Raw genomic sequence first — 25,186 nt, 5'->3', positions numbered from 1 at the left:
GCCGGCCGACACGCGTCCACTCGGGGGCAGATATAATCCGTCCCGGGATGGAGCATCGGTACGGCACGCGACGGAGCGGCGACAGGTACGCTCCCGAGCGTCGAGTTCACCCGAACCCAGCGGCGCCGCGGCGGCGGACCCCGTCGTGAACCTCCTGCTCGGCTGGTTCTTCGGCTTCGCTATCGCCGCCTTCCAGGAGGAGACGCTCTTCCGTGGTTTCCTCCAGCGGTACCTCCAGCAGCGACACGGGCGTACCACCGCCATCGTCGGGCAATCGGTCGTCTTCACACTCGCCCACCTCGGCTACTACCCCGTCTCGGCGTGGCCCCTGCTTCTCGTCGTGTTCCTCGTCGGTCTCGTCACCGGGTGGCTCGCCGACCGACGAGGGACGCTTCTCGCTGCAGGCCTCGCGCACGGGTTCGTGGGCTGACGCGCGGCGGGCGGACCACCGTCCGTCGTGTCGTCGGGTTACCATTTGATGGTGGTTCGCGTCACACAGGTGCTATGGTCTCCGAATTGACCGACGGATCGTCACGGTTCGGCCTGGACGATCGCACGATTGCCGGCAGTAGTCTGGTTCTCGCTGGCGCCGTCGCGATCATGGGCATCATCACGGCCCAGTCGCTCTACCCCGACTATTCGATTCGACAGGATATCAGCGACCTCGGATCGACACAACCTCCCGATCCCGTCATCCACCAGCCGTCGGCGACGATTTTCAACGGCACCATGCTGGTGACTGGCCTCCTCGTGTTGCTCGCCGTCTACTTCCTTCACCGAGCGACGGGTCGGCGCGTGCTTACGGTGCCGCTCGCACTCTTCGGTGTCGGTATCTTCGGCGTCGGCCTCTTCCCCGGCAACGTCACCCCGTGGCACGGCCTCTTCGCCCTCCTCACGTTCTTCAGCGGCGGCGTCACCGTTCTCCTCTCCTCACGGGTCGTCAGCCGCCCCTTCGTCGCCTTCTGTGTCGCGTTCGGTGGCGTCTCGCTCGCGATCTTGGTGAGCGTCTTCGTCTACGGTCTGGCCCTTCGAACGCCGCACCCACTAGCAGCGCTCGGCCCCGGCGGCATCGAGCGATGGGTCGTCTACCCGCTCCTCTGCTGGGTACTCGCCTTCGGCGGCTACCTGCTCGGAACGGGGACGAACACCGACGGCGAGACACACGGCTAACTCCGGAAACGGCTCAATACTTATTTAGGTGACACGAGATGTTCGTGTAGTCAGCTCGCTAGCTGGCGTGAGAGCCATGAACGGGATTCAGGACGCGGTAGCGATCGTAACGGGGGCGAGCAGTGGTATCGGTCGGGCAGCGGCGGAGCGGTTCGCCGCGGAGGGAGCGAGCGTCGTCGCGGCGGATGTCGATCCGGAGGGGGGCGAAGCGACCGTCGAATCGATACGCGACGCCGGTGGCGAGGCCACCTTCGTCGAGACGGACGTGAGCGACCGAGACGATGTCGACGCGATGGTGGCGGAAGCCGTCGACCGCTACGGTGGCCTCGACTTCGCGTTCAACAACGCCGGCATCGAGGGGACGAACGAGTCGATGGTCGACCAGTCGGACACCGACTGGGAGCGCGTCATCGACATCAACCTGAAGGGCGTCTTCCTCGGGATGCAGGCCGAAATTCCGGCGATGCTCGACGACGGCGGCGGCGCCATCGTGAACACGTCGTCTATCGCCGGGATCGTCGGCTTCCCGGGCGTCAGCCCGTACGTCGCGAGCAAACACGGCGTGATCGGGCTGACGAAAAACGCCGCCCTCGAGTACGGTCGCGAGGGCGTGCGGGTCAACGCCATCTCGCCCGGTGTGATCCGGACGCCGATGGTCGAGCGGTCTTCGGCGGAGAACCCCGAGATGGTCGAGGGAGTGAGCGAGGCGACACCGATCGGCCGGATCGGCGAACCGGAGGAGATCGGCGACGCGGCCGTGTGGCTCTGCTCGGACGACGCTTCCTTCGTCACCGGCGAGACGATGGTGATCGACGGTGGCTACGTGAGTCAGTAGCTGTCGCGGCGGGCCGAGTAGGCTCGGCGTTCATCCATCGACCCGGCGAGTCGGGAGACAACGGCGTGTGCGTCTACTGTGTGACGAGGTAATCTCTTGGAACCAGTGATGAATACTCAGTCAGGTGGTTTTTCACTGTCGTCCATCAGAGACGAGACGATGAGTCGCTTGATTCCACGTCGAAGGAGGCCGCTAGCTGCCGGTTGAGAGATATCCAGATCGGCGGCGACGTCGCCGAGCGTCGCGTTCCGTGGCTCTTCGAAATACCCGGTTTCGACTGCGACGAGGAGTGCTTCTCGTTGGCTATCGGTTAACCCAGCGTCCGTGTCACCTAAACTTGCGTACTCGTTCACGCGCAGTAACTCGATTCCAATGTCGTTCTGTTGTGCATAGTCCCACAGATGGGCCAGCTCCGTTCGCTCGGACATCCATACCGAGATGATCCAAGCGTTTCCGTCGTTCTCCATGTCGAGTATGACACCGTTCGCGGCCGAGATAACCGGTGAGAGGATCTTCGCTTCGTCCGTATACTCGAAGCTGTAGATCGCCTCGCCGTCTCTGGTCTCGATGACGCGTTCGAATTCGCCGACGGTGTGGTCGTTCCGTAAGCCGTCCTCGAACCGGCGGAAGTCAGACGACTTGACGCGATAGAAGAACTTCCCCGATGTCGGGTCGGTTCCTGCCTCTGAGATCGACTTGACTTTCGAACTTCGGTCGTGGCAGACGGTCTCCGTGAGGACGATATCCGGATGCTCGACTCGGACGACCGCTTTAATATCGGTCATTGTTCTGTTGCGTGGTAGTTTTCATAGCTATATAGTTTGTAACTAATGATGTCGAGATGTGTGGCGAAGATCATAGTGTACTGCTTGACTGGGGCGTAGCAGCGATCGTGTGGGTGGCGGTGACTCTGTTGGGCACACCTTCGAATACGGTGACACTGCTCAAGAACTTACTCTCGTGTGCGTCGGTCGGACCGGGGAGTCGGCTCAGAACGTAACAGGATCGCCCCCGAGTCGCCGGTTTCAACGCATCCGTTCGCGGCTACGTCGACGTTTCGATGTCGTGGTTGAACAGCGTCGCCCAGACCCATTCCAACCGACTGGCTGCGAACGACGGGTCGGCCCCGGCGGGGAGGTAAAACTTTGCTTCAGTGGCTCGGTCGTTGGCGCGGTCTACCTGTGTCATACAGCTAGATAGACGACCCGTGGCTGCATTGGTTTGTAGCTTATCCGTATAACCCATTTATATGGTGGCCGGGAGAGTTCATGTATTCCTCCCCCTTCCGCACGCCGCTGCTGGGAAGCGTCGAGCGGCAGCGAGACTCCCCGAGTCACGTCGGTTCACATCGCCTTCGAGTGTATCGGAATGACTCCGGGATGCGATCCCTTGCCACGTCGTCGAGGGAACGGTCGCTAATAGGAACGATACCTTCAACTTTATCGGGATTATTCGTTGACACACACCCCCTGCGTGGCGATTTCGCGCGTCCTGGCTCGATTCGACGGGCCGGAGAGCGTTCGAAAGTTCGTCGTTGGTCGCACCGAGTTGTCGGTCGTAACCGAACGACGTCCCGGGGGCTGTCGGAAACTCGAGGGGGTGGGATGGCAGAGCGGCCTATTGCGCCTGCCTTGAAAGCAGGTAGCCTCACGGCTTCCTGGGTTCGAATCCCAGTCCCACCGCCTTTTCGCGAACACTAGTGAGCGAAAAGCGGTCGCTGGGATTCGAATCAGGGAGTGACGCGAACGCAGTGAGCAGAACGACCGTGGTTCGAATCCCCAGTCCTCTTTCGACGCACTCCGTTCGTCTCGATCAGTCGCTGACCACCCACCCGCTTCGCTCGCTCGCGGGAGTCCCACAGACTTCCCCGTGCCCAACGCACGTGTGTCCCACACCACCAAACACCATGAACAATAATTATATATTGGCAGGCCCCAAATGGCAGAGTATGTCGACACAGCAACCGTCGACGGCAGCCTTGCACCGGTGCGGATGTGGCGAGACCTTCGACTCGACGGAGGCACTTCTCGAACACGCACGCACGGTACACCGATTCACCCCGCTGTAGGGCAGTCGACGACGGTTCCGGTGTCGTTCTTTTCGAGCGTAACGGCTTTGAGCGGTGCGACCAAGGAGCGAGTATGGACTGGCCACACGACCCCGACGGCGAGGAGGGAAGCGAAGGCCGACGCAAGTACGGCCACGCCGTCATCGCCAAGAAGGTCGACGAGGAGGAGGACTTCCCGCTCGACGTCGCGGCGTTCGTCGACGAGTACGGCGACGACCCCGTCCGGATCGACTTCGAGACCGTCGTCTCGGTGCGAGACATCTTCGATGGCGTCGACGCCGACGAGTTCGCGGACTTCGTCGAGATGCACCAGGCCCTCGGCGAAGCGATGCGCGAGCAGGGCTACTGGTTCTACGAGGGTGCCGATACGTTCGTCGGCGGCGCCTGAGCGGATCGGTCACCCGATTTCTCGGAAGAGTTTATAAATAATCCGACCGTTCGTATCCGTATGGTACGCGATATCGGACGACGCGAATTCTTGGTTGGTACCGGCACGGCCGGCACCGTCGGCCTAGCAGGTTGCATCGGCGGCGGCAACGGCGGTAACGGCGGTAACGGCGGTAACGGTGGCAACGGCGGCAGCGGTGGCCCCGACATGCTCGTCGTCATCGGCTACCCCGAGAGCGGGATCCAGTTGTTCCGCGACTACTACTCCATGTCGAGCGGGGAACACGACATCCTCGTCCCCGACGGCCTCCGCGACGGCGCGATGCCGGGGCAGGTCGGCAACGACATGGAAAACGTCATCGGGACGGCGCCGGCGGCGGGCGGCCCGAACCAGGAGGCGTTCAACAGTCTGTTCCAAGAACAGTACGGCTCGTCGCCGGGCGTGTTCACCTCCCAGTCGTACGACTCGGTCGCGCTCCAGATCCTCGCGAACGCGGCGGCAGGCGAGAACAACGGCACGGCCATCCGCGACCAGATGCGCCGCATCGCCAACCCCGAGGGCACCGAGTACGGCCCCCAGAACTTCCTCGAGGCCGTCGAGGCGGCAGCCAACGGCGAGGACATCAACTATCAGGGCGCCTCCAGCGCGACCAACTTCAATCAGGCCGGCGACCCGGCGTCCGCGGCGTACGCCATCTGGGAGTTCCAGGGCGCCGATCAGCAGGGCACGAGCCAGATCGAAGTCCAGAACTTCGAGGGCGCGAACCCGTCGGGCGGTGGCGCGATGGCCAGTAGCGCACCCGGTGGCATGGGCCGCACCATCGACGTGGGCATCCTCCTGCCGGAGACGGGTGACCTCGCGTCCGTCGGCGGCCCGATGATTCAGGCGGCCCAGTTGCCGGCGCGGCAGGTCAACAACTCCGACCTCGACCTCGAAGTGAACGCACAGGTGGAGGACACTCAGACCTCGCCGTCGGCGGGCGTCACGGCCGCGGAGGCGCTGGTCAACGCTGGCATGCCGAGTGTCTGTGGCTCCGCTTCCTCCGGCGTGAACGTCCCGGTGTCCCAAGAGGTGTTCATTCCGAATCAGATCGTCGGCTGTTCGCCGTCCAGTACGGCGCTGTCGGTCACCAGCCTCGACGACGACGACTACATCTTCCGGACGGCGCCGTCCGACCAGTTGCAGGGCCGCGTGATGGCACAGGTGGCGTCCGAACGCCTCGGTAACTCGACGGCGGCGACGCTCTACGTCAACAACGACTACGGTCAGCAACTCTCCGAGCGATTCACCGGCGTGTTCCAAGACGAGTTCGGCGGCACCGTGACGAATCAGGTCGCGTTCAACATCGGCGAGTCGTCGTACACGTCCGTCATCGAGACGGCGCTGTCGGGCTAACCGCCGAGGAACTGCTGGCGGACCTCCTCGTCGTCGAGGAGCGTCCGGCCGTCGCCCTCGAACCGATTCTGTCCGTTGGCGAGGACGTAGCCCCGATCACAGCGGCGCAACGCTTCTTTCGCGTTCTGTTCGACCATCAGGATCGAGGTTCCGGCGTCGTTGATCTCGTCGATCCGGTCGAACATCTCGTCGACGAGATCGGGCGCGAGACCGGCGCTCGGTTCGTCGAGGAGGAGGAGGTCGGGATCGAGCATGAGCGCCCGACCCATGGCGAGCATCTGTCGCTGCCCGCCGCTCATCGTGCCCGCGGTCTGGCCCTGTCGCTCTTCGAGGACGGGGAAGCGCTCGAACACCTCCGCTAGCCGGTCCTCGGGCATATCGTCGAGGATGTACGCCCCCATCTCCAGGTTCTCTCGCACGGAGAGGGAGGCGAACACGTTGTCCGACTGCGGGACGTAGCCGATACCCTCGTGGATGATCTCCTCGGGCGGCCGTTCGGTGATGTCCGCGCCGTCGAACGTGATCTCGCCCCCCATGTAGGTCGTGAGACCGAACACCGACTTCATGACGGTCGACTTGCCGGCGCCGTTCGGACCGACGATGGTGACGTACTCCTCGTCGGCCACGTCCATGTCGACGCTGTTCAGGATCTGGAGGTCGCCGTAGCCGGCGTCGAGGTCGCGGACGACGAGGAGTTCGTCGCCGTCGGCGGCGCTCATACGTCACCCCCCAGATACGCCTCGATGACCTCCTCGTTGGCCTTGATCTCCTCGGGCGTCCCTTCGGTCAGGATCTGACCCTGATGCATCACGATCACGTGCCGGCAGTTGTTCATGATGAGATCCATGTCGTGTTCGACCAGCAGGAAGGTGTAACCCTGATCGCGGAGTTCGTGGATGTGATCGAGCAAGCGCTGTTCGAGCGTTGGATTGACTCCCGCGAACGGTTCGTCCAGCAGGAGCATGTCGGGGTCGGTCAGGAGCGCCCGCGCCATCTCCAGCAGTTTGCGCTGGCCGCCCGAGAGGTTGCCCGCGTACTCCTCCGCGAGGTGTTCGATCTCGAAGAACTCCAGCGCCTCCCACACGCGTTCGAGCAACTCCTCCTCCTGTTCGACGACGCCTCCGCGAGCGCCGGGGAGGACGGACCGCCAGAGGTGTTCGCCCCGCTGGTGTTTCGGGGCGAGCATCATATTTTCGAGGACGGTCATCTCCCCGAGTTCGCGGGCGATCTGGAACGTCCGGACCAGCCCCCGGTTGGCGATCTGGTAGGGTTCGAGACCGGTGATGTCCTCGCCGTCGAAGACGACCCGTCCCGCGTCGGGCGAGAGCATGCCCGTGATCAGGTTGAACGTCGTCGACTTGCCGGCGCCGTTCGGCCCGATCAGTCCCGTGAGCGTCCCCTGTTCCACTTCGAACGACGCGCCGTCGACGGCCGTGATGCCGCCGAAGCGTTTCGTCAGTCCTTCGACGCGGAGCGGCGTGTCGGCAACGTCCGGTCGCGATTGGGTGATCGACTCACTCATCGCCCGTCCCTCCCGTGCCGTCGCCGTCGGGCTGGGGGGCCGGCTCGGCGTCGGGCTCGCTCGATCCCGATTCCGGCCCTGCGCTGCCGCCCTGCCTGCCGAGCGGGATGGCCGCCGCCGTCTCCTTACGGTGGCCGAGCATCCCCTGCGGACGGTTGTGCATCAGCCAGATGAGGACGACACCCATGACGACGAGCTGGAGCTGGCGGACGCTGTCGAGCGTGTAGAGCAGGAAGGGCACCGGATCGGCGCTCGACAGGAGCGGAGAGATAGCCGGGCCGAAGCTCCCCGGCGCATCGCCGGGCTGGAACACCGAGGTGACGACGTTCTGGAAGTAGAGCGGCCCCTGATAGAGGGCGGCGGCGAAGACGGCGGCGCCCATGACGCTCCCGGTGTTCGACCCGGCACCGCCGATGATGAGCGCGATCCAGACGAAGAAGGTGAGCCGCGGGCGAAAGAAGTTGGGCGTCACGGCGCCCTGTCCCATCAGCCAGAGGATGCCGGCCAGCCCCATCAGCGCACAGCCGAGCATGAAGGAGATGATTTTGAAGCGGTCGGTGTTTTTCCCGAGGGCACGGGCCACGTCCTCGTCCTCGCGGATCGCTTTCAGGACGCGACCGAACGGCGACTCACCCGTCCGTTTCAGGAGCCAGAAGTACGCCGCGACGACGCCGAGGAGGACGAGGCCGTAGACGAGACTGTGGACGATGGGATCGGGGTTGTTGGGGACGACCCGCCCGACCAGCCGGACGAGGCCGTCGTACGCCCCCGAGAGCCCGAGTACGTCGATGAGCGCGAGCAAGGGATCGGGGAAATCGAGGATGAGACCGCTCCCGCCGCCGAAGCCGACGCGAGTGGTCTCCCCCGAGAGCGTGTGCGGGAACTGGAACTGCTGGAACGTCGAAGAGAGGAAGGTGAAACGGACGATTTCGGACATCGCGATGGTGACGATAGCGAGGTAGTCGGCGCGGAGGCGAAGCGCCGGGAGGGCGACGACGAAGCCGAGGATCGCGGCGGCGACCATCCCCGCGAAGATACCGACGGGGATGGGCAGGCCGAGGCCGCCGACCTGTGCCGCCCCCGTGGTTCCGTACAGCGGTTTGGAGACAAAGGCCATCACGTAGATGCCGACGGCCATGAAGCCGACGACGCCGATGTTGAACAGGCCGGTGTAGCCCCAGTGGAGGTTGAGGGCGAGCGCGAGCGTGGCGAAGACGCCGATGTAGAAGGTGAGCGACGCCAGCGAGTTGAGCTGTCCACGGATGCTGTAGCCGAGGACCATGCCGCTGACGAGATAGCCGGCGTAGATGACAAAGAGGAGGGTGGCGATCTTGACGGCGTCCTCCGCCCACAGTTGGCGGAGCGTCCCGGTCGCTGTGTCGTTCTCGGTCGCGCTCATGCGGTCGACCTCCCGGAGAACAGGCCCTGCGGCCGGACGAGCAGGATGACGATCATGACGACGAAGGCGGCGGCGCGGGAGAAGGCGGCGGGAATCCAGAGGACGGAGATGGAGGCGGCGACGCCGATGACGAGGCCGCCCGCGATGGCGCCGTAGATGGAGCCGATACCGCCGAGGATGACGGCCGCGAAGATGAGCAGGAGGAGGAGCCAGCCGTCGTTGAAGCCGAGCGTCCCCTTCCAGAGGATGAACACGTAGCCAGCGACGCCGGTGAGGCCGCCGCCGATGATCCACGTCGCGCGGACGACGCGTTCGGTCGGGATGCCCGTGATGCGGGCGAGGTCCTCGTTGTCGGACATGGCGCGCATCGCTTTCCCGAGTTTCGTCGTCTGGAGGAGGAGGTGGACGCCGAGCATGAGGCCGCCGGCGACGACGAGCAGCGTCACGTCGTGGGCGTCGATGCGGACGACGCCGTCGATGAAGTAAAGCGAGACCTGCGGAATCGACCCGGCGGCGGTCGTCCCGCGGACGCTCGATCCGAAGACGAACTGGATCAGGTAGCGGAGCGCGAACGCGACGCCGATGCTGGTGATGAGGAGGGTGATCCCGCTCTCGGAGCGGATGGGTTTGTAGACGACGCGGTCGATGGCGAGGGCGAGGAGGACGGTGAACACCCCGGCGACGACGACGCCGGCGACCACCGCGACGGGCGTCGTCGTCACGCCGATGCCCAGCGCGCCGCCGAGGACGGAGCCACCGGCGCCGACGAGCAGAAGCGAGCCGATGTCGGCGCGGCCGAGGCCCGCGATGGCGTAGGTCGTTGCCCACCCGGCGAACGCCCCGCTCGTGATGTAGTCACCGTGCGAGAAGTTCGCGAAATTCAGGATGCTGTACGTCATCGAGAGACCGATGCCGGCCAGCCCGATGACGAGCCCGCGCATCACGCCGTCCCAGACGAGCGAGCCGAGTCGTGCAAACGTGACGGCGCCGGAGACCAGCAGTCCCCAGACGAGCGAGCCGAGAAGCAACAGGCCGACGATGGCGAAAAAGACCGTCAGCGGCCGGTCGACCGCCGTCTCCAGCCACCGTCCACGCGTTTCTGTAACTCCGGTTTCAGTTCCCGATGCCATTGTGCTTCGTGCTGTGTGCGGACGTGACGCAGGGATAAACCTTTCTTCCGGCTCCGCAGGGGTTCGGGCATCACGCCGGCGGAACTGACTTGACCGGCGTCCACTTACCGCACCCATGGTCACGGTCGAACCGGCAGCCGCCGCCGAGGCCGCCGCCGTCACCGACCTGTGGATCGCACTCGCGACGGAACAGCGCGCCCACGGCTCCCACCTCCACGCCGCGGACAACCGCGACGCGATCAGGGAGTCGATGGCCCAGCACGCGGTCGAAAATGGCCTCATCGTCGCCCGCGACGGCGACGACCTCGTGGGGTTCGTCCGGTTCGATATCGAGCGTGGCCCGCTGGCGCAGGATCGGACACGCGGCGTCGTCCGCGACCTCTACGTGGAACCGGTGCGGCGCGACGAGGGGATCGGTGCGCGTCTCCTCGACGCCGCCGAGGCGGCACTCCGGGATCGGGGAGTCGAAATCGTCGCGCTCGAAGCGCTGGCGGCCAACGCGGACGCCATCCGATTCTACGAACGGCAGGGCTACCGTCCGCACCGAATCGAGTTCGAGCGAGAGGTCGAAAACGATAAACGCCCGCGCGGGGACCGGTAACCTGCCGCCGTGCCAGGGGAGCATGGGCGGTTCATGCACTCGACTTGTAATCGAGACTTCGTGGGTTCGAATCCCACCCCTGGCTCTTCTGGCCGAGTGAAACGAGGCCGAAGAGCCGACGGTTGAATTCGAAGCAGGGAGGGTGGACACGACGAAGTGATCCCGTCCGACCACGGTTCGAATCCTCTCTTGCTGGTCGAAAAGGGAGTAGTCGCCCGAGTCCGAGAGTGACGCCTCCGATCCCGATGGGGGACGCCGGATCGAGACGGCTGTTCAGCGATCCATCCGTGACCAGGCGACCACCGCTGCGACGAGAATGACGAGCAAGAGGCCGACAAGCCACGTGATTGGGGGGCCGCCACCGGCGCCGGTCGCTGGCTGTTCGGGCGTCGCCGTTTCGCCATCGAGGTCCAGCGTGACTGGCACGTCTCGCGTGACAGTCGCCGTGCTTCCGTTGGTTCTCTCGATCGTGAGTGTGACGGTCGTCTCGCCGCTCGTCTTCGCGGGCAGTTCGAGGATTCGTCCCTGTTGGTCGACGGTCCCGTCACCGTCGATGTCCCAGCTGTGCGCCTCGACGTCCTCTTGCTCTACCACCGGTTGTGCGACGAGCCGGACCGAGTCGTTCGCGCTTGGGTCGCTCGGACTGTATTGGAACCACGCCCCATCATCCGTGGCCGTTGCCGTCGTATCCGATGTCGGCGTCGCTGCCGTCGACACCGGTGTCTGGGTCCCGGTCGATGGTGTCGATGCCTCCGAATCTGTCGGGGTGGAGGTGGCAGTTGACGTTGGGGTAGCTGTTGACGTGGAGGTGGCCGTTGACGTCGGCGAGGAGGTTGGCGTCGCTTCGGTCACGCTGATGGTGCCACAGGCCGCGACGTCGCTGTCCTCGCCGCCGCTGTACGACCAGACTCTCACTCGCGGCTCGTAGGTCCCCGGTTCGGAGTACGCGATCACTCTCGAACGTTGGGTCGTGAAGTCACCGAACGAACCGTCGCCATATCTGTCGTACTGGTAGTCGTCGGCGTTCTCCGACCCCGATGCGTCGACCGTCACCGACTCGCCAACCTGAACGCTCGTCTCCGAGACCGTACACTTGGCGACTGCACTAGGTGTTGAAGTTGGCGTCGGCGTCGCTTCGGTCACGGTGATGGTGCCACAGGCGGCGACGTCACTGTCTTCCCCGCCGCTGTACGACCAGACTTTCACCCGCGGCTCGTAGGTTCCCGGTTCGGAGTACGAGATCGACCGCGAACTCTGGCTAGTGAACTCCCCGAACGAGCCGCCACCGTACCTGTCGTACTGGTAGTCGTCGACGTTCTCCGAGTCCGAGGCGTCGATCGTCACCGATTCGCCAACCCGGACGCTCGTCTCCGAGACCGTACACTTGGCGACTGCACTAGGCGTGGAAGTTGGCGTCGGCGTCGCTTCGTTCACGGTGATGGTACCACAGGTTGCGACATCACTATCTTCCCCACCGCTGTACGACCAGACCTTCACTCGCGGCTCGTAGGTTCCCTGTTCGGAGTACGAGACCGACCGCGAACTCTGGCTAGTGAACTCCCCGAACGAGCTGTCGCCGTACTTGTCATACTGGTAGTCGTCGACGTTCTCCGAGTCCGAGGCGTCGATCGTCACCGACTCCCCAACCTGCACACTCGTCTCCGAGACCGTACACTTGGCGACTGCACTAGGTGCCGGGGTGGGAGTGGCTGTTGGCGTCGGGGTAGGTGTTGGCGTCGCTTCGTTCACGGTGATGGAACCACAGGCTGCGACGTCGCTGGTTTCGCCACCGTTGTACGACCAGACCTTCACCTGCGGATCGTAGGTACCTGCTTCGGAGTACTCGACCACTCTCGAACTTTGTGTGGTGTACTCGCCGAATGCTTCGTTCCCGTACTTGTCGTACTGGAAGTCGTCGGCGTTCTCCGAGTCCGAGGCGTCGATCGTCACCGATTCGCCAACCTGGACGCTCGTCTCCGAGACCGTACATCTAGCGACGGGGTCGGTGTTCGTGGCGAACACTATCGTCGGCTCCACGTCGCCGCCGTACAGCGTATCGTTCGTCGCGCCCGCACCGACGACCGGGCTCGCACCGAACGTGGTAACGCCGATCAGCGTCAGCAGAACGAGGGCACTCCCCCAGTAGCGGAATTTCGCGCGACTGCTCGCCGTTGATCCATCACGGTGGGTATCCTCGTCTGTCTCGTCGTCAGTCGGTGGATTCATTGCTGATCACTGATTCATCGATCCGCCCAATTACCCGTCGCTCACGTGAGAACCGTATCTGAACGCCGTCTGTGTCGGTTGCTATCATGGCGGCCCTGCCTGTCGACCGTCAGCCGTTCGGATTCTCGCAAGCGAACCGGTGCGGTCGACTCGCCTACTTACCGCCGGTCGTGATGACTGGATCATTGTACATTGATAAAAATACCACTGCCACATGTAAGATGTATAATATTACGAACGAGGTGGCTGACTTCCGAGTTCTCGCTGCCCGAAATCAACACCTACAGTGGAATTCGTGGGTCGGGAGCGAACCAGCGGATGCTCCCAGATTATCATTTGCTTGACTAAAAATATTCCCTTTCGCTGGCCGATCACTCCCGGACAGCTGGTATCAGTTTGAGGCGGTGGCTATCGAGCGGGGTCGCTCCTCACCCGAAGACGGTCACGTACGCCGCGAGCACGTAGAACAACAGGGCGACGCCGGCGAGGAGCCACTGGTTCGAGCCGAGGTCCTCGCTGAGAGCGTCCCTGCTCATATCGGAGACGATGAACTCGCCGTGGTCGCCGCCGATGGTATAGGTGCCGTCACCGTCCGACCGGGCCGGACCGAGGACGTATCCCGTATCGCCGGGTTGCAGTGCCCGACTCCGGTAATGCACCCCGCCGCCTCCGTGGACCGTGGCCTCGTTGATCGGCGTGTTATGAATCTGCTTGGTCCCAGCCTCGTGGCTCCGCCGTTCGTTCTCCTGCACTCGCTCGAGGAACGTCCGGGCCTGTTCGCCCGGCGCACGCATGGCGTCGACGAACGTCTCGCCGTGGGCCGTCGAGAGGTGCAGATCGGCTTCCGACGGGTCGATGTCGACTGCTCCATGGTCGTCGACCAGTCGGAACGGAACCGTCTGTCGCCCACTCTCGTCCACCTCGGTCGTGTCGTCCTGCTCCTCGACGTCCCACCGAACCGCGAGCGCATCGGCACCTGTGATCGGGTGCGTGAGTACGCCCGCGGGTCCCGCCTCGACCGTTCCCGAGACCGCGACGATATCGTCGGTCAGCGACGCGGTCGGCCGTGTTTCGGTCGACGCGACGGCGCGGTTCGCCTGTCTCACCTGGACGAACAGATACGTGGGAATCAGCGCGACGACGACTAAAATCAGTCCCGTGCTAATCGAAGCCATCCAATAGCGGTCAGGTATCAGACGCCGATATTAAACGTTCATTCAGATGTACTGATAGAATTGTCCGAGGTTGCCGACGCCGTCGAGTTGGTCCGCGACGAGGCCAGTCGCGCAGCACAGTGATCCGCCGCACGATCCTGTGGTCGGTGGTCTCGTCAGGGGTGACCGCGGATATCGCCGGTTCTGCTCAGAGCGATCCCGGCAGGATTCGAAGCAGGGGGGTGGACACGACGACGCGAATTATGTGGATGCATTCGCAAACACCCGGAGCGACGCAGAATCGAATTTCCTGTCGGTCCCCTAAAATATCGTCAGCGGTAAAAAACGCCTGTACGAGGTCGGGTCGGGGTGTAAAATATATCATTCCTTACGAAAACAGCGCAAATCGAGCCCCTCAGCGCCGGTCGAAATGATCGACAGCCATACAGTTTTTGCCGATTGAAACCCGAGAGATGGGCATGAACCGGCGTGCCTTCCTCGCGGCACTGACGACTGTCGGAGCAGGATGTGCGGGAAACGAGGAAAATCAGACTGCAGCACCGACAGAGACGTCGACTGCGACCGGAACAGCCACGCCAACATCGACGGCGACGGCCACTCGGACAGCGACGGATACGCCGACGTCGACACCGTACCGTCCTGAGCAGGCCGCGTCCCACATAGAGTCGGCACGCGGGGACTTGAAAACAGCCGTTCGCGAGTTCCGGACCGAATCGTCACAAATCGAGTATACGTTCTCTAATCCGCCTCGTTTCGATCCCGCCCCGACGGAGGCTGCAATACGAAACGCTCGGGAAGAACTACAGGCTGCCGAAGGGCTGGCGACGGCAGAGCAACAACCGACACTCTCCGCGCTTCGGTCGTATGCAGAGTTTCTCACTGGACTGGTGGCCACGATGGACGCCTATGTCGAGAGTCTGGATCACCGCTACCGCGCCGTGATTCAAGAAGACAACGAGCAGTACGAGACGGCTATCGACCGATTAGAGCAGGCACAGTCGTCACTCGATACAGCACGCACGCGCTTGGCTGATGCGCGGACGCTGTTCCAGGACCTGCGGGCGAACGTACGGGAGCCGAATTCCGTCGCGCTCACGGATGCAGAAACCTCACTGCAGCGTCTCGACGAACTCTTCACCGGCCTCACAACCGTCTACGAGGGGGATATCAGGCTCGAGCAGGGACTGATGGAGTACAGTAATGGTCTCGACCAGTTCAACGACCAACATTATTCAATCGCAGCGTCTTCGTTCAGTAACGCGGAGTCGGACTTTCTTCGGGCAGCGGATATCTACGCCGAGGGCGAGTCGGACGCGCCGACGGAACTACTGGATCTCGTCCTCCGGCGGCAGTGTCAGAGTGATAAGTACGCCACGGCGGCAGACGAAATGGGGAGAGCGTGTGTCTTCGCGGATACGGACCCGAGCAAGGCGAACGAACACATTCGAGCCGCCGGAGAGGCCCTGAATAAGAATTGTTGAGCCACGAGCCGCGGCATTCGAACGAGTGCGGCGTTCTGTGCCCCCGGCATCGGGTCGTGGGCGCAGTTCGAAGCCCACCCGCCGACCCGTTCCGGACCCGGACACTTTTTGTGGCCGCATCGCCGCTCTCTGTCCCATGAGTCTCGAGGTGGCCGTGGCGGCGCCCTTCCGCGAACGGGGCCGCTCCCGACTCGGCGAGGGGGAGTTCGTCGTCGCCCTCTCGCTCGACCGTGACTGGTTCACGCCCGATCAGGCCAAACGCCTCGTCGACGTGGCCGCCGGCCGGGGCCTGCTCTCCCGCGAGGACGACGACCTCGTCGCCGAGTTCGACCCCGCCACCGTCGCCGTCCCCGACGGCTTCGTCCCCGACGAGTCCGTCCTCCGCGAGCAGTCCACGTTCGAGCGCATCCTCTCGGCGTTGACTGACGCCGGCGTGGAGAAACAGGAGGCCGTCGCTGCCATCAACGAACGCCAGCAGGAGCTAGGGATCACCATCGAAGCCGCTGCCGTCCTCTACGCCCGCCGCCGTGGTGTGGGCGTCGACAGCGAGGGAACGGAGTTCCCTCGGGCAGACGGCGAAGCCGTCGACGATGCCGTCGACCGCGCGCTGGCCGAATTACGGGAGGGATAAGCGATGGTCCCCCGCGAACTCGACGACGGCGTGCGCATCGCCCAGCTACTCGCTTCGGAACTCGTCGGCCACGAGGGCGCGCTCGCGGGCGTGACCGTCACGGACGCCGATCCGGACGTGGCGCCGACGACCGACGGCGCGCGTGCCTACCGCGTCCGCCTCGACGACACGGCGCTCGCGACCGTGTTCGTCCACCCCGACCGCGCCCGGATCGAGTTCGAAGCCGGACAGGAGACGGCCCTCGATGCCGCCCCCGAGGTCGGCCTCCGGGTCCGGCCGAAAGCGAATCCGCCGCGGACGATCGTCTTCGTCGAGAACGGTGCCGAGGTGAAGCGTGCGCTGCGCGTCGTGGAACGGGTCGTCGACGCGAGCGCCGAGACGCGCTAGCGCGCGTCGAGGATCGCCGGCAGGCGTGTCGCCAGTTCGTCGCGCTCGACGTGAGCGAACGCGTCCGGGTCGCGCGGCGGACCGTCGGGATAACAGACCTGCACCGCGTCGATGCCGGCGGCGACCGCGCCCTGCACGTCCGCGGTCACGTCGTTGCCGACGAACACCGTCTCGGACGCGTCGGTGCCGAGTTCGGCGAGTAGCGACTCGAACGCCGCTGATTCGGGCTTGCCGGCGGTGAGTTCGCCGGTCACGAGGGCGGCGTCGAACGCGTCGGTCCACCCCAGCGCCGCGAGTTTCGACCGCTGGGCGACGACCGGGCCGTTCGTCAGCAGGCCGAGCCGATAGCGCTCGCGGAGCGTCGCCAGCATTTCTTCCACCCCGGGCACCGGTTCGAGTGCCGCGTTCACCCGGTCGCGGTAGGCCTGTGCGACGGCGGTCGCGTCGACCGCCTCGCCTTCGAACAGCCGCTCGAACACCGGTTCCCGGCTCCGAGCGGTCAGGTTCTCGGCGTGGGCCTGCAGGTACGCCTCCCGCGAGCGCTGAGGTGCGCCCACTGCACGGAGCGCTTGCTCTAACAGGGTCGCCCGGTCGACCCGCGTGACCGCGAGCGTATCGTCCAGGTCGAACGCCACCGCGGCCGTGTCCATGCATCCCCTAGCCGACCGACGGGTATGAGCGTGCCGTCTTCCGGCAAAGTTCGTGGGCTTCTCGACCGCTACGATATTTGTGCCTCCGGGCGGAGGATGGGGCAATGACACTCGATCCGGTCCACGTCGAGGACATCGCCGACCTCGCGGGACTGCTCGGCCGCCGCGTCGACGACACCGATCACGACGATCTGGCGCGGACGGCGTTCGAGGAGTGGCTCGACCCCCTCCAAGTCGACGGACGGACGGTGCTCGAACCGCTCGGCGAGCGCCGCCTCCGTGCCGTCGCCGTCGACGACGTGGCTCTCGTCGACGCCCCGTATCCCACCGTCCACGGCCTCGATTCGGGAACCATCAACCCCACGACGTTCAAAAATGGGCTGGTGCTCGACGTGGCTCACGCCGCGATGGCGGCCGATCCCTCCGATCTGGATCTCCACCGCGCCCGCAGTCTGGTGACGACCGTCCACGCCAACGATCCGACGCTCGCGCTCGGCACCGACTGGATTCGCCGCGACGAGGGCTACTTCCGTCGGAAGATCCTCCACGCGCCCCGGGTCAACCGCTACGCCGAGGGCGTCGTCCACGCCCTCGCACTCTATCTCGCGGAGAGTTCCCACGCGCTCGAACACGCCGATGTCGTCTCCGACTGCCTCCTCCTCGACGGACCGCTGTATCCGAAGGAACTCCTCAATTGGCAGGACCGCGACGCCGAACTCGGCGCGCTGACCACCGAGGCCAAACCGCGCGCTATCGTCGAGAACTACGTCCGCCTCGTCGAACGCCTGCTGGATCGGGACGTGGCGCTCGCGGGGTTCGTGAAGAATCCTTCCGCGAAGCTGATCACGCGGACGCTCCGCGAGAAGGGTATCGACGCGCCGTGGGTCGACGACACCGCCTTCTTCACCCGGTTGCTGGAGCCACAGGAAGAGGACACCCGCCGCCTCACCTTCACCAACTGGTTCTACTCCCGCGGTGGATCGGACCGCACCCTCGCGGCCGACGGCGATGCCCTCGGCGTGGACCGCCGGCGCGACCCCGACGACTACGAGGTGACCTTCTTCGTCGTCTACGACCCCCGCGAAGACCTCTGTTACCGCGTCGAGGCGCCAGCGGGCCTGACACGCGACGCGGACGCTCGTGACCGCCTGACGCGACAGATTCTGCGCGACGTGGCGATCTCCCGCGGTCCGCCGACGGTCGTCGAGCGAGCGGACGCGCTGGCGCGGATCGGCGTCGACGAGAAGGCGGCGCTCCGGCGGAAGTTCGAAGAAAGGCTCGAATCCGAGTTCGTCCGCACGTACGACGACGTGCGCTGGGACGAACTCTAGTCCATCGGCTCGGCTTTCTCGATTTCGATGGAGACGGACGCCTCCGGCACGCCCACGCGGGCGAACTGGGTCCGGAGGTGCTCCTTGGCGGCCTCGATGGCCTGTTCGCGGGTGTCGAATCCGCGGGGCATCGGCGACTCGAAGGCGATCTGAATCTCCTCGCCGTCGATCCGGGTCGTCGACCCGCCGCTCTCGACCTCGTAGAACTCGTCGCAGACCCACACGTACGCGGCGTCCTCGTCGGGCGCCCCCTGGAACGACGGCGCACGCTCACCCCGTTCGTAGACCGTGCCGGTGAGCGTCGTGTCGCCGCCGTTGCCGCGAATCAGTAGCATTGGCGGCGATACGAGCGCGCAACGTAAAAGACGCACGTGACGAGTATCAGCGCCGAGAACGCTCAGCGGCCGAACGCCGCGTCCAGATCCGCCGCGATGGTCTCGCGGGCGTCCGTCGCCCGCTTCAGATCCGGGAACGAGACGAACACGTGGACCATCCCCGGATACTCGGCGTGGGTGACCGACACGCCTGCCTCGCGCAGGCGGTCGGCGTACGCCGCGCCCTCGTCCCGGAGCGGGTCGTAGCCCGCGGTGACGACCGTCGCGGACGGGAGGTCGGATAGGTCGGGCGCCCGGAGCGGCGACGCGTAGGGGTTCGCGCCGTCGAGGTCGTCCGCGAGGTAGCGATCCCAGTACCACTGCATACTCGCACGCGAGAGCAGGTACCCCTCGGCGTTCTCGGCGTAGGAGTCGGTACCGAAGTCGTGGTCGGTGACCGGGTAGATGAGTACCTGATGGTCGATGGCCGGGCCGTCGCGTTCGCGGGCCAGAAGCGTCACCGCGGCGGCGAGGTTGCCGCCGGCGCTGTCGCCGCCGACCGCGATCCGGTCCGGGTCGCCGCCGACGATGTCGGCGTACTCCGCTGCCCACGCGGTCGCCGCGTAGGCGTCGTAGACGGGCGTCGGGAAGGGATGTTCGGGCGCGCGCCGATAGTCGACCGAGAGGACGACGCAGTCGGCGGCTTGCGCGAGCAGTCGACAGAAACCATCGTGGGTGTCGAGGTCACCGCGCACCCACCCGCCGCCGTGGAAGTAGACGAAGACGGGGCGGGCGTCGTTGTCTCCTTCGGGCACCTCGCCCGGCGTGTACGCTCGCACGTCGAGCGTCGTCTCCGGGCCGTCGGGGCCCGGAATCGACAGGTCGCGTACGGTCAGATCGTCGTCCGGGGTCTCGTCGCTCACGAGGAGGTCTCGGAGTGCCTCCCGCGCGCCGTCGACGGACAGCGCGTGGGTGGGTGGGAGGTCGACCTGGGCCAGTATCTCCTCGGCTTCGGGGTGGAGGTTGGGGGCGCGGTCGGTCACGCGGATCGCCTCCGGTGGGTCGTGCGTGGCATGGCTCGGTGCGGGGGCGGCAGGGTGATAAAGGGTCGGGCGTCGCGCGCCGAAAGGGGTTTCACACCCATCTCCGTGGTATGGAACATGTCTGACCTCGGTGACTTCACCGACTTCGCCGCGGACGACGGTGACGACGACGCGTCGTCCGCCGCTGCCGACGCCGACGCCGATGCCGATCCGGGCGACCCCGAATCGGACACCACCGACGACTTCGAGTCCTACGACGTGTCGCCCGCTGGCTCGGATCGCGGCCTCGGTTCCATCTCCGTCTCGCAGGGGCTCCGCGTGGCCGAGGACGGCGACGACACGACGCTGAAGGCGTTCGTGACCAGCGACAACCGCGAGTCCGTCAGGCTGGGGAAGTACCTCCTCGTCCCCTACCCCGACGACGAGATGCTGTTCTGCCGGATCACGGCACTGGAGTACGCCCAGGAGTTCGAGGCCGACGACGCGACCGAGATTCACGCTCGGCGGGCGATGCGCCGCGACGACTTCACCGAGCGTGATTACAAGTTCGTCGCGTCGCTGGAGCCCGTGGCGGTCCTGTTCGACGACGGCGGGGAGCTGAAACGCCGGATGGTCGACCGCGTCCCCAAACCCGGCGCGGTGGTCGGGGAGGCGACGGACGCCGAACAGATCAAGACGGGGCTCGCTATCCCGGGAGAAGGCGTCTTCCTCGGCCACCTCTCCGTGGGCGGCGAGACGGTGCGGACGGCGGCGTCGCCGCCCACCATCGACTACCGACTGAAAGACGACTACGCGGACGGCGACCCCCTCGTGTACCGCCACACGCTCGTCGCCGGTGGCACGGGGTCGGGGAAGACCCACGCCTCGAAGAACGTCCTCCGGCAGTACCTCGACACGACCTACCCGATGGACGACGGACGCGAGGTGGCGACGGCCGTCGTCCAGTTCGACCCGCAGGACGAGTACGCCCAGATGCACGACGACAACCCCGACATGGACGACGCGTTCGCCCGCCGACTCGACCGCGAAGGGATCGCTCACGGGGGCCACGACGATACCGTCGCGCTGGTACCGGCAGTCGAGGGCGCGTCCTACGGCGGCGGCCACCACCGCGCCGAACAGGTGCCGTTCACCGTCCCCTTCAGCATGGTCCGCCATCGCCCGTGGCTGGTCGCGGGTGCGCGCCTCAACGACAACCAGTATCAGGCGCTCGACTACCTGCTCGGGCGGTTCTTCGACGACTACGGCGACGGGGGGACGTACGAGGAGTTCACCACCTACCTCGACGACCCGGCGCTCCGCGAGGAACTCGACGAATCGGGGCGGGTTCACGAGGCGACGTTCGACGCCGTGCGCCGCCGGGCGCTCGGGAGCGCGTTCCGCCGCGTCTTCGACCGGGACGCCCGTCCCGTGACGGACCTCGTTCACGAACTCGTCCGGCCCGGCGGATTGACCGTGGTGCCTACCTACCACGTCAACGACTCCCGGGCGACGGAACTGCTCGTCCTCGCCGTCGCCAGCCTGCTCGTCGACGAGAAGTTGTCGAACGACCCCACCTACGACCGGATCAAGGAGACGCCCCTGATCGTGGGGATGGACGAGGCCCACAACTTCCTCACGGACGCCGAGAGCGTGCAGGCGCGGAAGGTGATCGGGAAGTTCACCGAGGCGGCCAAACAGGGTCGGAAGGAGCGGCTCGGCCTCTTTCTCATCACGCAGGATCCGCAGGACATCGCGGATTCGGTGTTCAAACAGGTGAACACGAAACTCGTCCTCAACCTCGGCGACGAGGACGCCATCAGCAGCGTCAACATCCCGCCGACGCTGGAGGACAAGGTGCCGTACATGGAGAAAGGGCAGATGGTGGTCTACTCGCCGGACAACTCCGAGCCGGTGGAGTTGACGGGGCTGTCGACGTGTGTGACGCGACACGGGGAGTGAGCGTACCGGTCACGTCGGCATCCTCGTGATCGGTTTCGGGGGCCGTGCTGGATCCAAGGTGCGTATCGCGTTCGCCGAAGAGTTTCCGCGCGACGGTGTCAGCGCGCCGTCCCGCTGTCGGTCCCCTCGCCCGCTGTTGATGTCCCGACGGTACCTCGGTTGCCGGGTGGTTTCGGAAGTTCGACGACGAAGACGGCTCCGTGTGGCTCGTTGTCTTCGATCCACACGTCGCCGCCAAACTTGTCGACTAGCGCGGCGACTAGGTGGAGTCCGACGCCGGTGCCGGGGCTCTCGGGCCCCTTGCTCCCTTTGCCGAATATCGAGTCCTTGCGGTCGTCCCGGATACCTGGGCCATTGTCCGCTACTCGAACGCTGACGTTCGTGTCGGTCTCTTTGGACCGGATTCGGACTTCGGGTTGCTCGGAGTCGTTGTGACGGATTGCGTTGCTCAGTAGATTGCCGAAGACGGACGCCAACAGTTCGTTTGCCCGAACCTCCACTCGTGGCAGGTCGTCGACGACGATTTTCGCGTCTTCGTACGTCGTTCGCTTTTTGTTCGCTTCGGCTTCGAGAGTGCGGCTGAGGTCGGTTCGTTCGAGCGCGATGTCGGTGTCGTCCTCGAGCGATTCGACGAAGTCCCTGGCGATTGCTGTGAGTTCAGCGATGTGGTTACCCGTGTCTTCGATGCGCTCCACCGTGTCCATACCCGCTTCGTCGACGTGGTCTTTGAGGCGGTCAGCCCACCCCGTCAGTAGCTGAACGTCGTTGTTTATGTCGTGCCGGACGATGCGGTTGATCATGGCTAGCTTCTCGCTTTTCTGCTCTAACTCCCGTTCATTTCGCTTCTGAAGAGTTATCTCGCGGGTCACGAGCTGCATCGAATCGACGTCACCGGTCGTCGAGAGCGGCACCGCGATGTTGTGGAAGTGCCGCACTCCGATGCTATCCTGAAAAGTCACTGCACTCCCGGCGGCGATTGCCCGTTTCCCCTCCTCGAGTCGTCTGGAGGCAACTTCGTCGGGGAGAAACGCCGACAACGGTTGACCGACTAGTTCCGCCTGCGAGACGTTGAACGCCGTCGCCATCGTTTCGTTGGCGGCGAGTATCTTCCCGTCGACGCTGATCTGGCTGATTTCGTCCGGGGAGTTGTCGACCAACCGTTCGTACTTCCGCTGTGCTCGCCGCTGTTCGACGACGGTGCGGATTCGATTGACGAGTAGCTTGAGCGGTTCGTCCTCCCTGACTGACTGCTTCTGGAGGTATTCGTCGATACCCATGCTGATGGCGCGACTCGCGATTTCCTCGTCGCCTTCGGAAGTGAGCAAGATGAACGGAACGTCGTACTGGTCAGCGACCATCTCGTATAGCTCTAACCCGGTGGTCTCCGGCATCCGATAATCACTGACGATGCAGTCGACCGATCCCTCGCTCAGTTCCACCATCGCTTCGGCAGCGTTCGTCGCCGTCATCGTCGTCATCCTGTATTGGGATTCGAGTTTATCGGCGAGCAAAGAGAGGAAGAAGGCGCTATCGTCGACGAGAAGAATTGAAAGTGATTCGTCACGCGGCATCCTAGCGGTGTGAACAATCTACCACTAAAAAACACCTCGGCTTCGGTATTCTATTTTGATAACTGGGCGGAGATTCATGTCAGAGTATGTATGGTAGATGCGCTGCTTGACGCATCCGTTCCCTTCGGCACGGTCCGCCTCGCAGCCGCTACGGAGTTCGGGGCGACCGGCTCCGCAGCGTCGAAACGGAATCGAGACACGTCGCTCGTGAACTCGGGTCGGCGTCGCCAGTCGACGACGTTCCCCGCCGGACCGCTGGCTTCATGACGACGCTCCCGTACACGTCGGCATGACACTCGACTCCGAACAGCGAACCTTTCTCGATCGACTGCTGGAGACGCCGAGTCCGTCGGGCTTCGAGACGCGCGGACAGCGCGTCTGGCTGGACTACGTGAGCGACTTCGCGGACGAGGTGTGGACCGACGACTACGGCAATGCAGTCGCGATTCACGAGGGGAACGAGATGGAACTCGTCCTGACGGGTCACGCCGACGAGGTGGGCTTTATCGTCCGCCGCATCGACGACGACGGCTTCGTCCGCATCGGGTCCATCGGCGGCGCCGACCGCACCGTCTCGAAGGGTCAGCACGTGACGATCCACGCCGACGAACCCGTGTCTGGCGTCGTCGGTCAGACGGCGATCCACCTGCGGGAGAAGGGTGAGGAGACCTACGACGACATCGAGGACCAGTACGTCGACATCGGTGTGGCCGACGGCGACGAGGCCGAGTCACTCGTCTCCGTCGGTGATCCCGTCACGTTCTCGACCACGGTCGAGGACCTGCACGGCTCGCGTATTTCGGCCCGGGGCATGGACAACCGGATCGGCGTCTGGGCGGCCGCCGAGGGACTTCGCCGCGCGGTCGAAGCCGACGCCGACGCGACGGTCTACGCCGTCAGTACGATTCAGGAAGAAGTGGGACTGCAGGGGGCCAAAATGGTTGGATTCGACCTCGATCCCGACGCCGTCGTCGCCGTCGACGTGACGCACGCGACTGACTCGCCCGGTATTCCCGACAAGCAGCGCGGCCCCGTCGAACTCGGGTCGGGGCCAGTGGTGACTCGCGGGAGCGCCAACCACCCCGTCCTGGTCGACCTGGCGCGCGACGCCGCCGACGACGCCGACGTGGCCGTGCAGTTGCAGGCGGCGGGCAGTCGGACGGGCACCGACGCGGATGCCTTCTACACCAGCGCGGGGGGCACGCCCGCGTTGAATCTCGGTCTCCCGAACCGCTACATGCACACGCCGGTCGAGGTGATCGACAGCCACGACCTCGACGACGTGGCGGCGCTCCTGAGCGCGATGGCCGTCCGCGCAGGCGAGATGGCGTCGTTCGCGGTCGATATCTGAGCGCCCCTGTGACCGCGGGACACACCCGTGAACCGAAAGAAAACCGTTAAAAGTCGGCCCCGGGTTTGATTCGGTATGGCTGGAACTATCGAAGTGCTCGTTCCCGGCGGCGAGGCGTCCCCTGGCCCGCCGCTCGGGCCGGAACTCGGCCCGACGCCGGTCGACGTACAGGCCGTCGTACAGCAGATCAACGACGAGACCGCCGCGTTCGACGGCATGGAAGTGCCCATCACCGTCGAGTACGAGGACGACGGCTCCTTCACCATCGAAGTGGGTGTCCCGCCGACGGCCGAGTTGATCAAAGACGAGGCCGGCTTCGACACGGGGAGCGGCGAACCGCAGGAAACCTTCGTCGCCGACCTCACCGTCGAACAGGTCCAGAAGATCGCGGAGCAGAAGCAGTCCGACCTGCTCGCGTACGACCTGAAAAACGCCGCGAAGGAAGTCGTCGGCACCTGCGTCACGCTCGGCGTTACGATCGAGGGCAACGACCCCCGACAGTTCAAAGAGCGCATCGACGACGGCGAGTACGACGACAAGTTCGCGGACGAAGCGGCAGCGTAAACCGCTGCTCTGC

At 64.9% G+C, this 25,186-nt stretch carries 25 protein-coding genes and 2 tRNA genes; 15 read left to right on the top strand and 12 right to left on the bottom strand.

Annotated elements, in window-relative coordinates:
* The first annotated feature begins 145 nt into the window (after positions 1 to 145).
* The 3 genes from DU502_RS10350 (at position 146) to DU502_RS10340 (ending at position 2,005) form a co-directional block, all read left to right on the top strand.
* Positions 146 to 430, top strand: a complete 285-nt coding sequence (locus DU502_RS10350; protein WP_158601131.1) for a CPBP family intramembrane glutamic endopeptidase — start codon at positions 146 to 148, stop codon at positions 428 to 430.
* Positions 431 to 504: 74 nt separating this feature from the next.
* Positions 505 to 1,170 carry a DUF998 domain-containing protein gene (locus DU502_RS10345; protein ID WP_199722654.1) on the top strand — a complete coding sequence of 222 codons (666 nt, stop codon included), beginning with the start codon at positions 505 to 507 and terminating at the stop codon, positions 1,168 to 1,170.
* A gap of 76 nt (positions 1,171 to 1,246) precedes the next feature.
* On the top strand, positions 1,247 to 2,005 hold the full coding sequence (locus DU502_RS10340; protein ID WP_121919288.1) for an SDR family oxidoreductase: 759 nt from the start codon (positions 1,247 to 1,249) through the stop codon (positions 2,003 to 2,005).
* A 116-nt stretch (positions 2,006 to 2,121) separates the two neighbouring features.
* Here the strand turns inward: DU502_RS10340 and DU502_RS10335 are convergent, their stop codons facing one another.
* Positions 2,122 to 2,790, bottom strand: coding sequence for a helix-turn-helix domain-containing protein (locus DU502_RS10335; protein ID WP_121919287.1), 669 nt, complete (start codon positions 2,788 to 2,790; stop codon positions 2,122 to 2,124).
* Positions 2,791 to 3,049: 259 nt separating this feature from the next.
* The gene (locus DU502_RS18280; RefSeq protein WP_158601130.1) at positions 3,050 to 3,193 is read right to left on the bottom strand and encodes a hypothetical protein; all 144 of its coding nucleotides are present in this window, start codon (positions 3,191 to 3,193) and stop codon (positions 3,050 to 3,052) included.
* Positions 3,194 to 3,603: 410 nt separating this feature from the next.
* On the opposite strand from DU502_RS18280, the gene DU502_RS10330 reads away from it, so the two are divergent.
* The 3 genes from DU502_RS10330 (at position 3,604) to DU502_RS10320 (ending at position 5,856) form a co-directional block, all read left to right on the top strand.
* Positions 3,604 to 3,687, top strand: a tRNA-Ser gene (locus tag DU502_RS10330).
* Between the two features lie 459 nt (positions 3,688 to 4,146).
* On the top strand, positions 4,147 to 4,461 hold the full coding sequence (locus DU502_RS10325) for a DUF5785 family protein (protein WP_121919286.1): 315 nt from the start codon (positions 4,147 to 4,149) through the stop codon (positions 4,459 to 4,461).
* A 60-nt stretch (positions 4,462 to 4,521) separates the two neighbouring features.
* Positions 4,522 to 5,856: an ABC transporter substrate-binding protein gene (locus tag DU502_RS10320; protein WP_121919285.1), complete on the top strand. Its 1,335-nt coding sequence runs from the start codon at positions 4,522 to 4,524 to the stop codon at positions 5,854 to 5,856.
* Here the strand turns inward: DU502_RS10320 and DU502_RS10315 are convergent.
* Genes DU502_RS10315 through DU502_RS10300 form a run of 4 tightly spaced genes read right to left on the bottom strand, consistent with a single transcriptional unit; the run spans position 5,853 to position 9,718 of the window.
* On the bottom strand, positions 5,853 to 6,575 hold the full coding sequence (locus DU502_RS10315) for an ABC transporter ATP-binding protein (RefSeq protein ID WP_121919284.1): 723 nt from the start codon (positions 6,573 to 6,575) through the stop codon (positions 5,853 to 5,855). The two genes, DU502_RS10320 and DU502_RS10315, sit on opposite strands and share 4 nt — an antisense overlap.
* Positions 6,572 to 7,378 (bottom strand): ABC transporter ATP-binding protein, encoded by an 807-nt coding sequence (locus DU502_RS10310; protein ID WP_121919283.1) that lies wholly within the window; start codon positions 7,376 to 7,378, stop codon positions 6,572 to 6,574. The genes DU502_RS10315 and DU502_RS10310 overlap by 4 nt, the downstream gene beginning before the upstream one ends.
* Positions 7,371 to 8,777, bottom strand: a complete 1,407-nt coding sequence (locus tag DU502_RS10305; protein ID WP_121919282.1) for a branched-chain amino acid ABC transporter permease — start codon at positions 8,775 to 8,777, stop codon at positions 7,371 to 7,373. The genes DU502_RS10310 and DU502_RS10305 overlap by 8 nt, the downstream gene beginning before the upstream one ends.
* A complete protein-coding gene (locus tag DU502_RS10300; protein WP_199722665.1) occupies positions 8,774 to 9,718 on the bottom strand; it encodes a branched-chain amino acid ABC transporter permease in 945 nt (314 codons plus the stop codon). Before DU502_RS10300 ends, DU502_RS10305 begins: the two co-directional genes overlap by 4 nt.
* A gap of 304 nt (positions 9,719 to 10,022) precedes the next feature.
* Here DU502_RS10300 and DU502_RS10295 point away from each other — a divergent pair, with 304 nt between their 5' ends.
* Together DU502_RS10295 and DU502_RS10290 are read left to right on the top strand one after the other, a co-directional pair.
* On the top strand, positions 10,023 to 10,508 hold the full coding sequence (locus DU502_RS10295; protein WP_121919280.1) for a GNAT family N-acetyltransferase: 486 nt from the start codon (positions 10,023 to 10,025) through the stop codon (positions 10,506 to 10,508).
* A gap of 11 nt (positions 10,509 to 10,519) precedes the next feature.
* Positions 10,520 to 10,593, top strand: a tRNA-Thr gene (locus tag DU502_RS10290).
* A 188-nt stretch (positions 10,594 to 10,781) separates the two neighbouring features.
* On the opposite strand, the gene DU502_RS10285 is transcribed toward DU502_RS10290, so the two are convergent.
* Together DU502_RS10285 and DU502_RS10280 are read right to left on the bottom strand one after the other, a co-directional pair.
* Entirely contained in the window at positions 10,782 to 12,734 is a 1,953-nt protein-coding gene (locus DU502_RS10285; protein ID WP_121919279.1) for a hypothetical protein, read from the bottom strand.
* A gap of 428 nt (positions 12,735 to 13,162) precedes the next feature.
* Entirely contained in the window at positions 13,163 to 13,909 is a 747-nt protein-coding gene (locus DU502_RS10280; protein ID WP_121919278.1) for a GIDE domain-containing protein, read from the bottom strand.
* Between the two features lie 458 nt (positions 13,910 to 14,367).
* On the opposite strand from DU502_RS10280, the gene DU502_RS18550 reads away from it, so the two are divergent.
* The 3 genes from DU502_RS18550 (at position 14,368) to DU502_RS10265 (ending at position 16,408) form a co-directional block, all read left to right on the top strand.
* Positions 14,368 to 15,390 (top strand): hypothetical protein, encoded by a 1,023-nt coding sequence (locus DU502_RS18550; RefSeq protein WP_199722653.1) that lies wholly within the window; start codon positions 14,368 to 14,370, stop codon positions 15,388 to 15,390.
* Positions 15,391 to 15,526: 136 nt separating this feature from the next.
* Entirely contained in the window at positions 15,527 to 16,021 is a 495-nt protein-coding gene (locus DU502_RS10270) for a DUF2240 family protein (protein ID WP_121919277.1), read from the top strand.
* Positions 16,022 to 16,024: 3 nt separating this feature from the next.
* The gene (locus DU502_RS10265; protein WP_121919276.1) at positions 16,025 to 16,408 is read left to right on the top strand and encodes a hypothetical protein; all 384 of its coding nucleotides are present in this window, start codon (positions 16,025 to 16,027) and stop codon (positions 16,406 to 16,408) included.
* Here DU502_RS10265 and DU502_RS10260 read toward each other — a convergent pair.
* On the bottom strand, positions 16,405 to 17,058 hold the full coding sequence (locus tag DU502_RS10260) for an HAD family hydrolase (protein ID WP_121919275.1): 654 nt from the start codon (positions 17,056 to 17,058) through the stop codon (positions 16,405 to 16,407). The genes DU502_RS10265 and DU502_RS10260 overlap by 4 nt on opposite strands.
* A 104-nt stretch (positions 17,059 to 17,162) precedes the next feature.
* On the opposite strand from DU502_RS10260, the gene DU502_RS10255 reads away from it, so the two are divergent.
* Complete coding sequence (locus tag DU502_RS10255) at positions 17,163 to 18,389, top strand: DNA double-strand break repair nuclease NurA (protein ID WP_121919274.1); 1,227 nt, start codon at positions 17,163 to 17,165, stop codon at positions 18,387 to 18,389.
* Here the strand turns inward: DU502_RS10255 and DU502_RS10250 are convergent.
* Positions 18,386 to 18,724 (bottom strand): DUF7113 family protein, encoded by a 339-nt coding sequence (locus tag DU502_RS10250; RefSeq protein ID WP_121919273.1) that lies wholly within the window; start codon positions 18,722 to 18,724, stop codon positions 18,386 to 18,388. The two genes, DU502_RS10255 and DU502_RS10250, sit on opposite strands and share 4 nt — an antisense overlap.
* A 62-nt stretch (positions 18,725 to 18,786) precedes the next feature.
* Positions 18,787 to 19,746: an alpha/beta hydrolase gene (locus DU502_RS10245; protein WP_121919272.1), complete on the bottom strand. Its 960-nt coding sequence runs from the start codon at positions 19,744 to 19,746 to the stop codon at positions 18,787 to 18,789.
* A 117-nt stretch (positions 19,747 to 19,863) separates the two neighbouring features.
* Between DU502_RS10245 and DU502_RS10240 the strand changes: the two genes are divergently transcribed.
* Entirely contained in the window at positions 19,864 to 21,687 is a 1,824-nt protein-coding gene (locus DU502_RS10240) for an ATP-binding protein (RefSeq protein WP_121919271.1), read from the top strand.
* Between the two features lie 98 nt (positions 21,688 to 21,785).
* Here DU502_RS10240 and DU502_RS10235 read toward each other — a convergent pair whose 3' ends face one another.
* Entirely contained in the window at positions 21,786 to 23,258 is a 1,473-nt protein-coding gene (locus DU502_RS10235; RefSeq protein ID WP_121919270.1) for a sensor histidine kinase, read from the bottom strand.
* Between the two features lie 289 nt (positions 23,259 to 23,547).
* On the opposite strand from DU502_RS10235, the gene DU502_RS10230 reads away from it, so the two are divergent.
* Entirely contained in the window at positions 23,548 to 24,609 is a 1,062-nt protein-coding gene (locus DU502_RS10230; protein ID WP_121919269.1) for a zinc-binding metallopeptidase family protein, read from the top strand.
* 75 nt (positions 24,610 to 24,684) lie between these two features.
* Positions 24,685 to 25,173, top strand: coding sequence for a 50S ribosomal protein L11 (locus DU502_RS10225; protein WP_121919268.1), 489 nt, complete (start codon positions 24,685 to 24,687; stop codon positions 25,171 to 25,173).
* Positions 25,174 to 25,186 lie beyond the last annotated feature (13 nt).

This window comes from Haloplanus aerogenes (genome assembly GCF_003856835.1).
Lineage (GTDB): Archaea > Halobacteriota > Halobacteria > Halobacteriales > Haloferacaceae > Haloplanus > Haloplanus aerogenes.
The sequence above is the reverse complement of the archived record's forward strand: the minus strand, read 5'-3'. Positions and strand labels throughout refer to the sequence as shown.

Bases quoted from the DNA above. Each gene is read 5' to 3' on its own strand.
- DU502_RS10345 (WP_199722654.1), top strand. From the start codon at position 505: ATGGTCTCCGAATTGACCGACGGATCGTCACGGTTCGGCCTGGACGAT.
- DU502_RS10340 (WP_121919288.1), top strand. From the start codon at position 1,247: ATGAACGGGATTCAGGACGCGGTAGCGATCGTAACGGGGGCGAGCAGT.
- DU502_RS10335 (WP_121919287.1), bottom strand. From the start codon at position 2,790: ATGACCGATATTAAAGCGGTCGTCCGAGTCGAGCATCCGGATATCGTC.
- DU502_RS18280 (WP_158601130.1), bottom strand. From the start codon at position 3,193: ATGACACAGGTAGACCGCGCCAACGACCGAGCCACTGAAGCAAAGTTT.
- DU502_RS10325 (WP_121919286.1), top strand. From the start codon at position 4,147: ATGGACTGGCCACACGACCCCGACGGCGAGGAGGGAAGCGAAGGCCGA.
- DU502_RS10320 (WP_121919285.1), top strand. From the start codon at position 4,522: ATGGTACGCGATATCGGACGACGCGAATTCTTGGTTGGTACCGGCACG.
- DU502_RS10315 (WP_121919284.1), bottom strand. From the start codon at position 6,575: ATGAGCGCCGCCGACGGCGACGAACTCCTCGTCGTCCGCGACCTCGAC.
- DU502_RS10310 (WP_121919283.1), bottom strand. From the start codon at position 7,378: ATGAGTGAGTCGATCACCCAATCGCGACCGGACGTTGCCGACACGCCG.
- DU502_RS10305 (WP_121919282.1), bottom strand. From the start codon at position 8,777: ATGAGCGCGACCGAGAACGACACAGCGACCGGGACGCTCCGCCAACTG.
- DU502_RS10300 (WP_199722665.1), bottom strand. From the start codon at position 9,718: ATGCGCGGGCTCGTCATCGGGCTGGCCGGCATCGGTCTCTCGATGACG.
- DU502_RS10295 (WP_121919280.1), top strand. From the start codon at position 10,023: ATGGTCACGGTCGAACCGGCAGCCGCCGCCGAGGCCGCCGCCGTCACC.
- DU502_RS10285 (WP_121919279.1), bottom strand. From the start codon at position 12,734: ATGAATCCACCGACTGACGACGAGACAGACGAGGATACCCACCGTGAT.
- DU502_RS10280 (WP_121919278.1), bottom strand. From the start codon at position 13,909: ATGGCTTCGATTAGCACGGGACTGATTTTAGTCGTCGTCGCGCTGATT.
- DU502_RS18550 (WP_199722653.1), top strand. From the start codon at position 14,368: ATGAACCGGCGTGCCTTCCTCGCGGCACTGACGACTGTCGGAGCAGGA.
- DU502_RS10270 (WP_121919277.1), top strand. From the start codon at position 15,527: ATGAGTCTCGAGGTGGCCGTGGCGGCGCCCTTCCGCGAACGGGGCCGC.
- DU502_RS10265 (WP_121919276.1), top strand. From the start codon at position 16,025: ATGGTCCCCCGCGAACTCGACGACGGCGTGCGCATCGCCCAGCTACTC.
- DU502_RS10260 (WP_121919275.1), bottom strand. From the start codon at position 17,058: ATGGACACGGCCGCGGTGGCGTTCGACCTGGACGATACGCTCGCGGTC.
- DU502_RS10255 (WP_121919274.1), top strand. From the start codon at position 17,163: ATGACACTCGATCCGGTCCACGTCGAGGACATCGCCGACCTCGCGGGA.
- DU502_RS10250 (WP_121919273.1), bottom strand. From the start codon at position 18,724: ATGCTACTGATTCGCGGCAACGGCGGCGACACGACGCTCACCGGCACG.
- DU502_RS10240 (WP_121919271.1), top strand. From the start codon at position 19,864: ATGTCTGACCTCGGTGACTTCACCGACTTCGCCGCGGACGACGGTGAC.
- DU502_RS10235 (WP_121919270.1), bottom strand. From the start codon at position 23,258: ATGCCGCGTGACGAATCACTTTCAATTCTTCTCGTCGACGATAGCGCC.
- DU502_RS10230 (WP_121919269.1), top strand. From the start codon at position 23,548: ATGACACTCGACTCCGAACAGCGAACCTTTCTCGATCGACTGCTGGAG.
- DU502_RS10225 (WP_121919268.1), top strand. From the start codon at position 24,685: ATGGCTGGAACTATCGAAGTGCTCGTTCCCGGCGGCGAGGCGTCCCCT.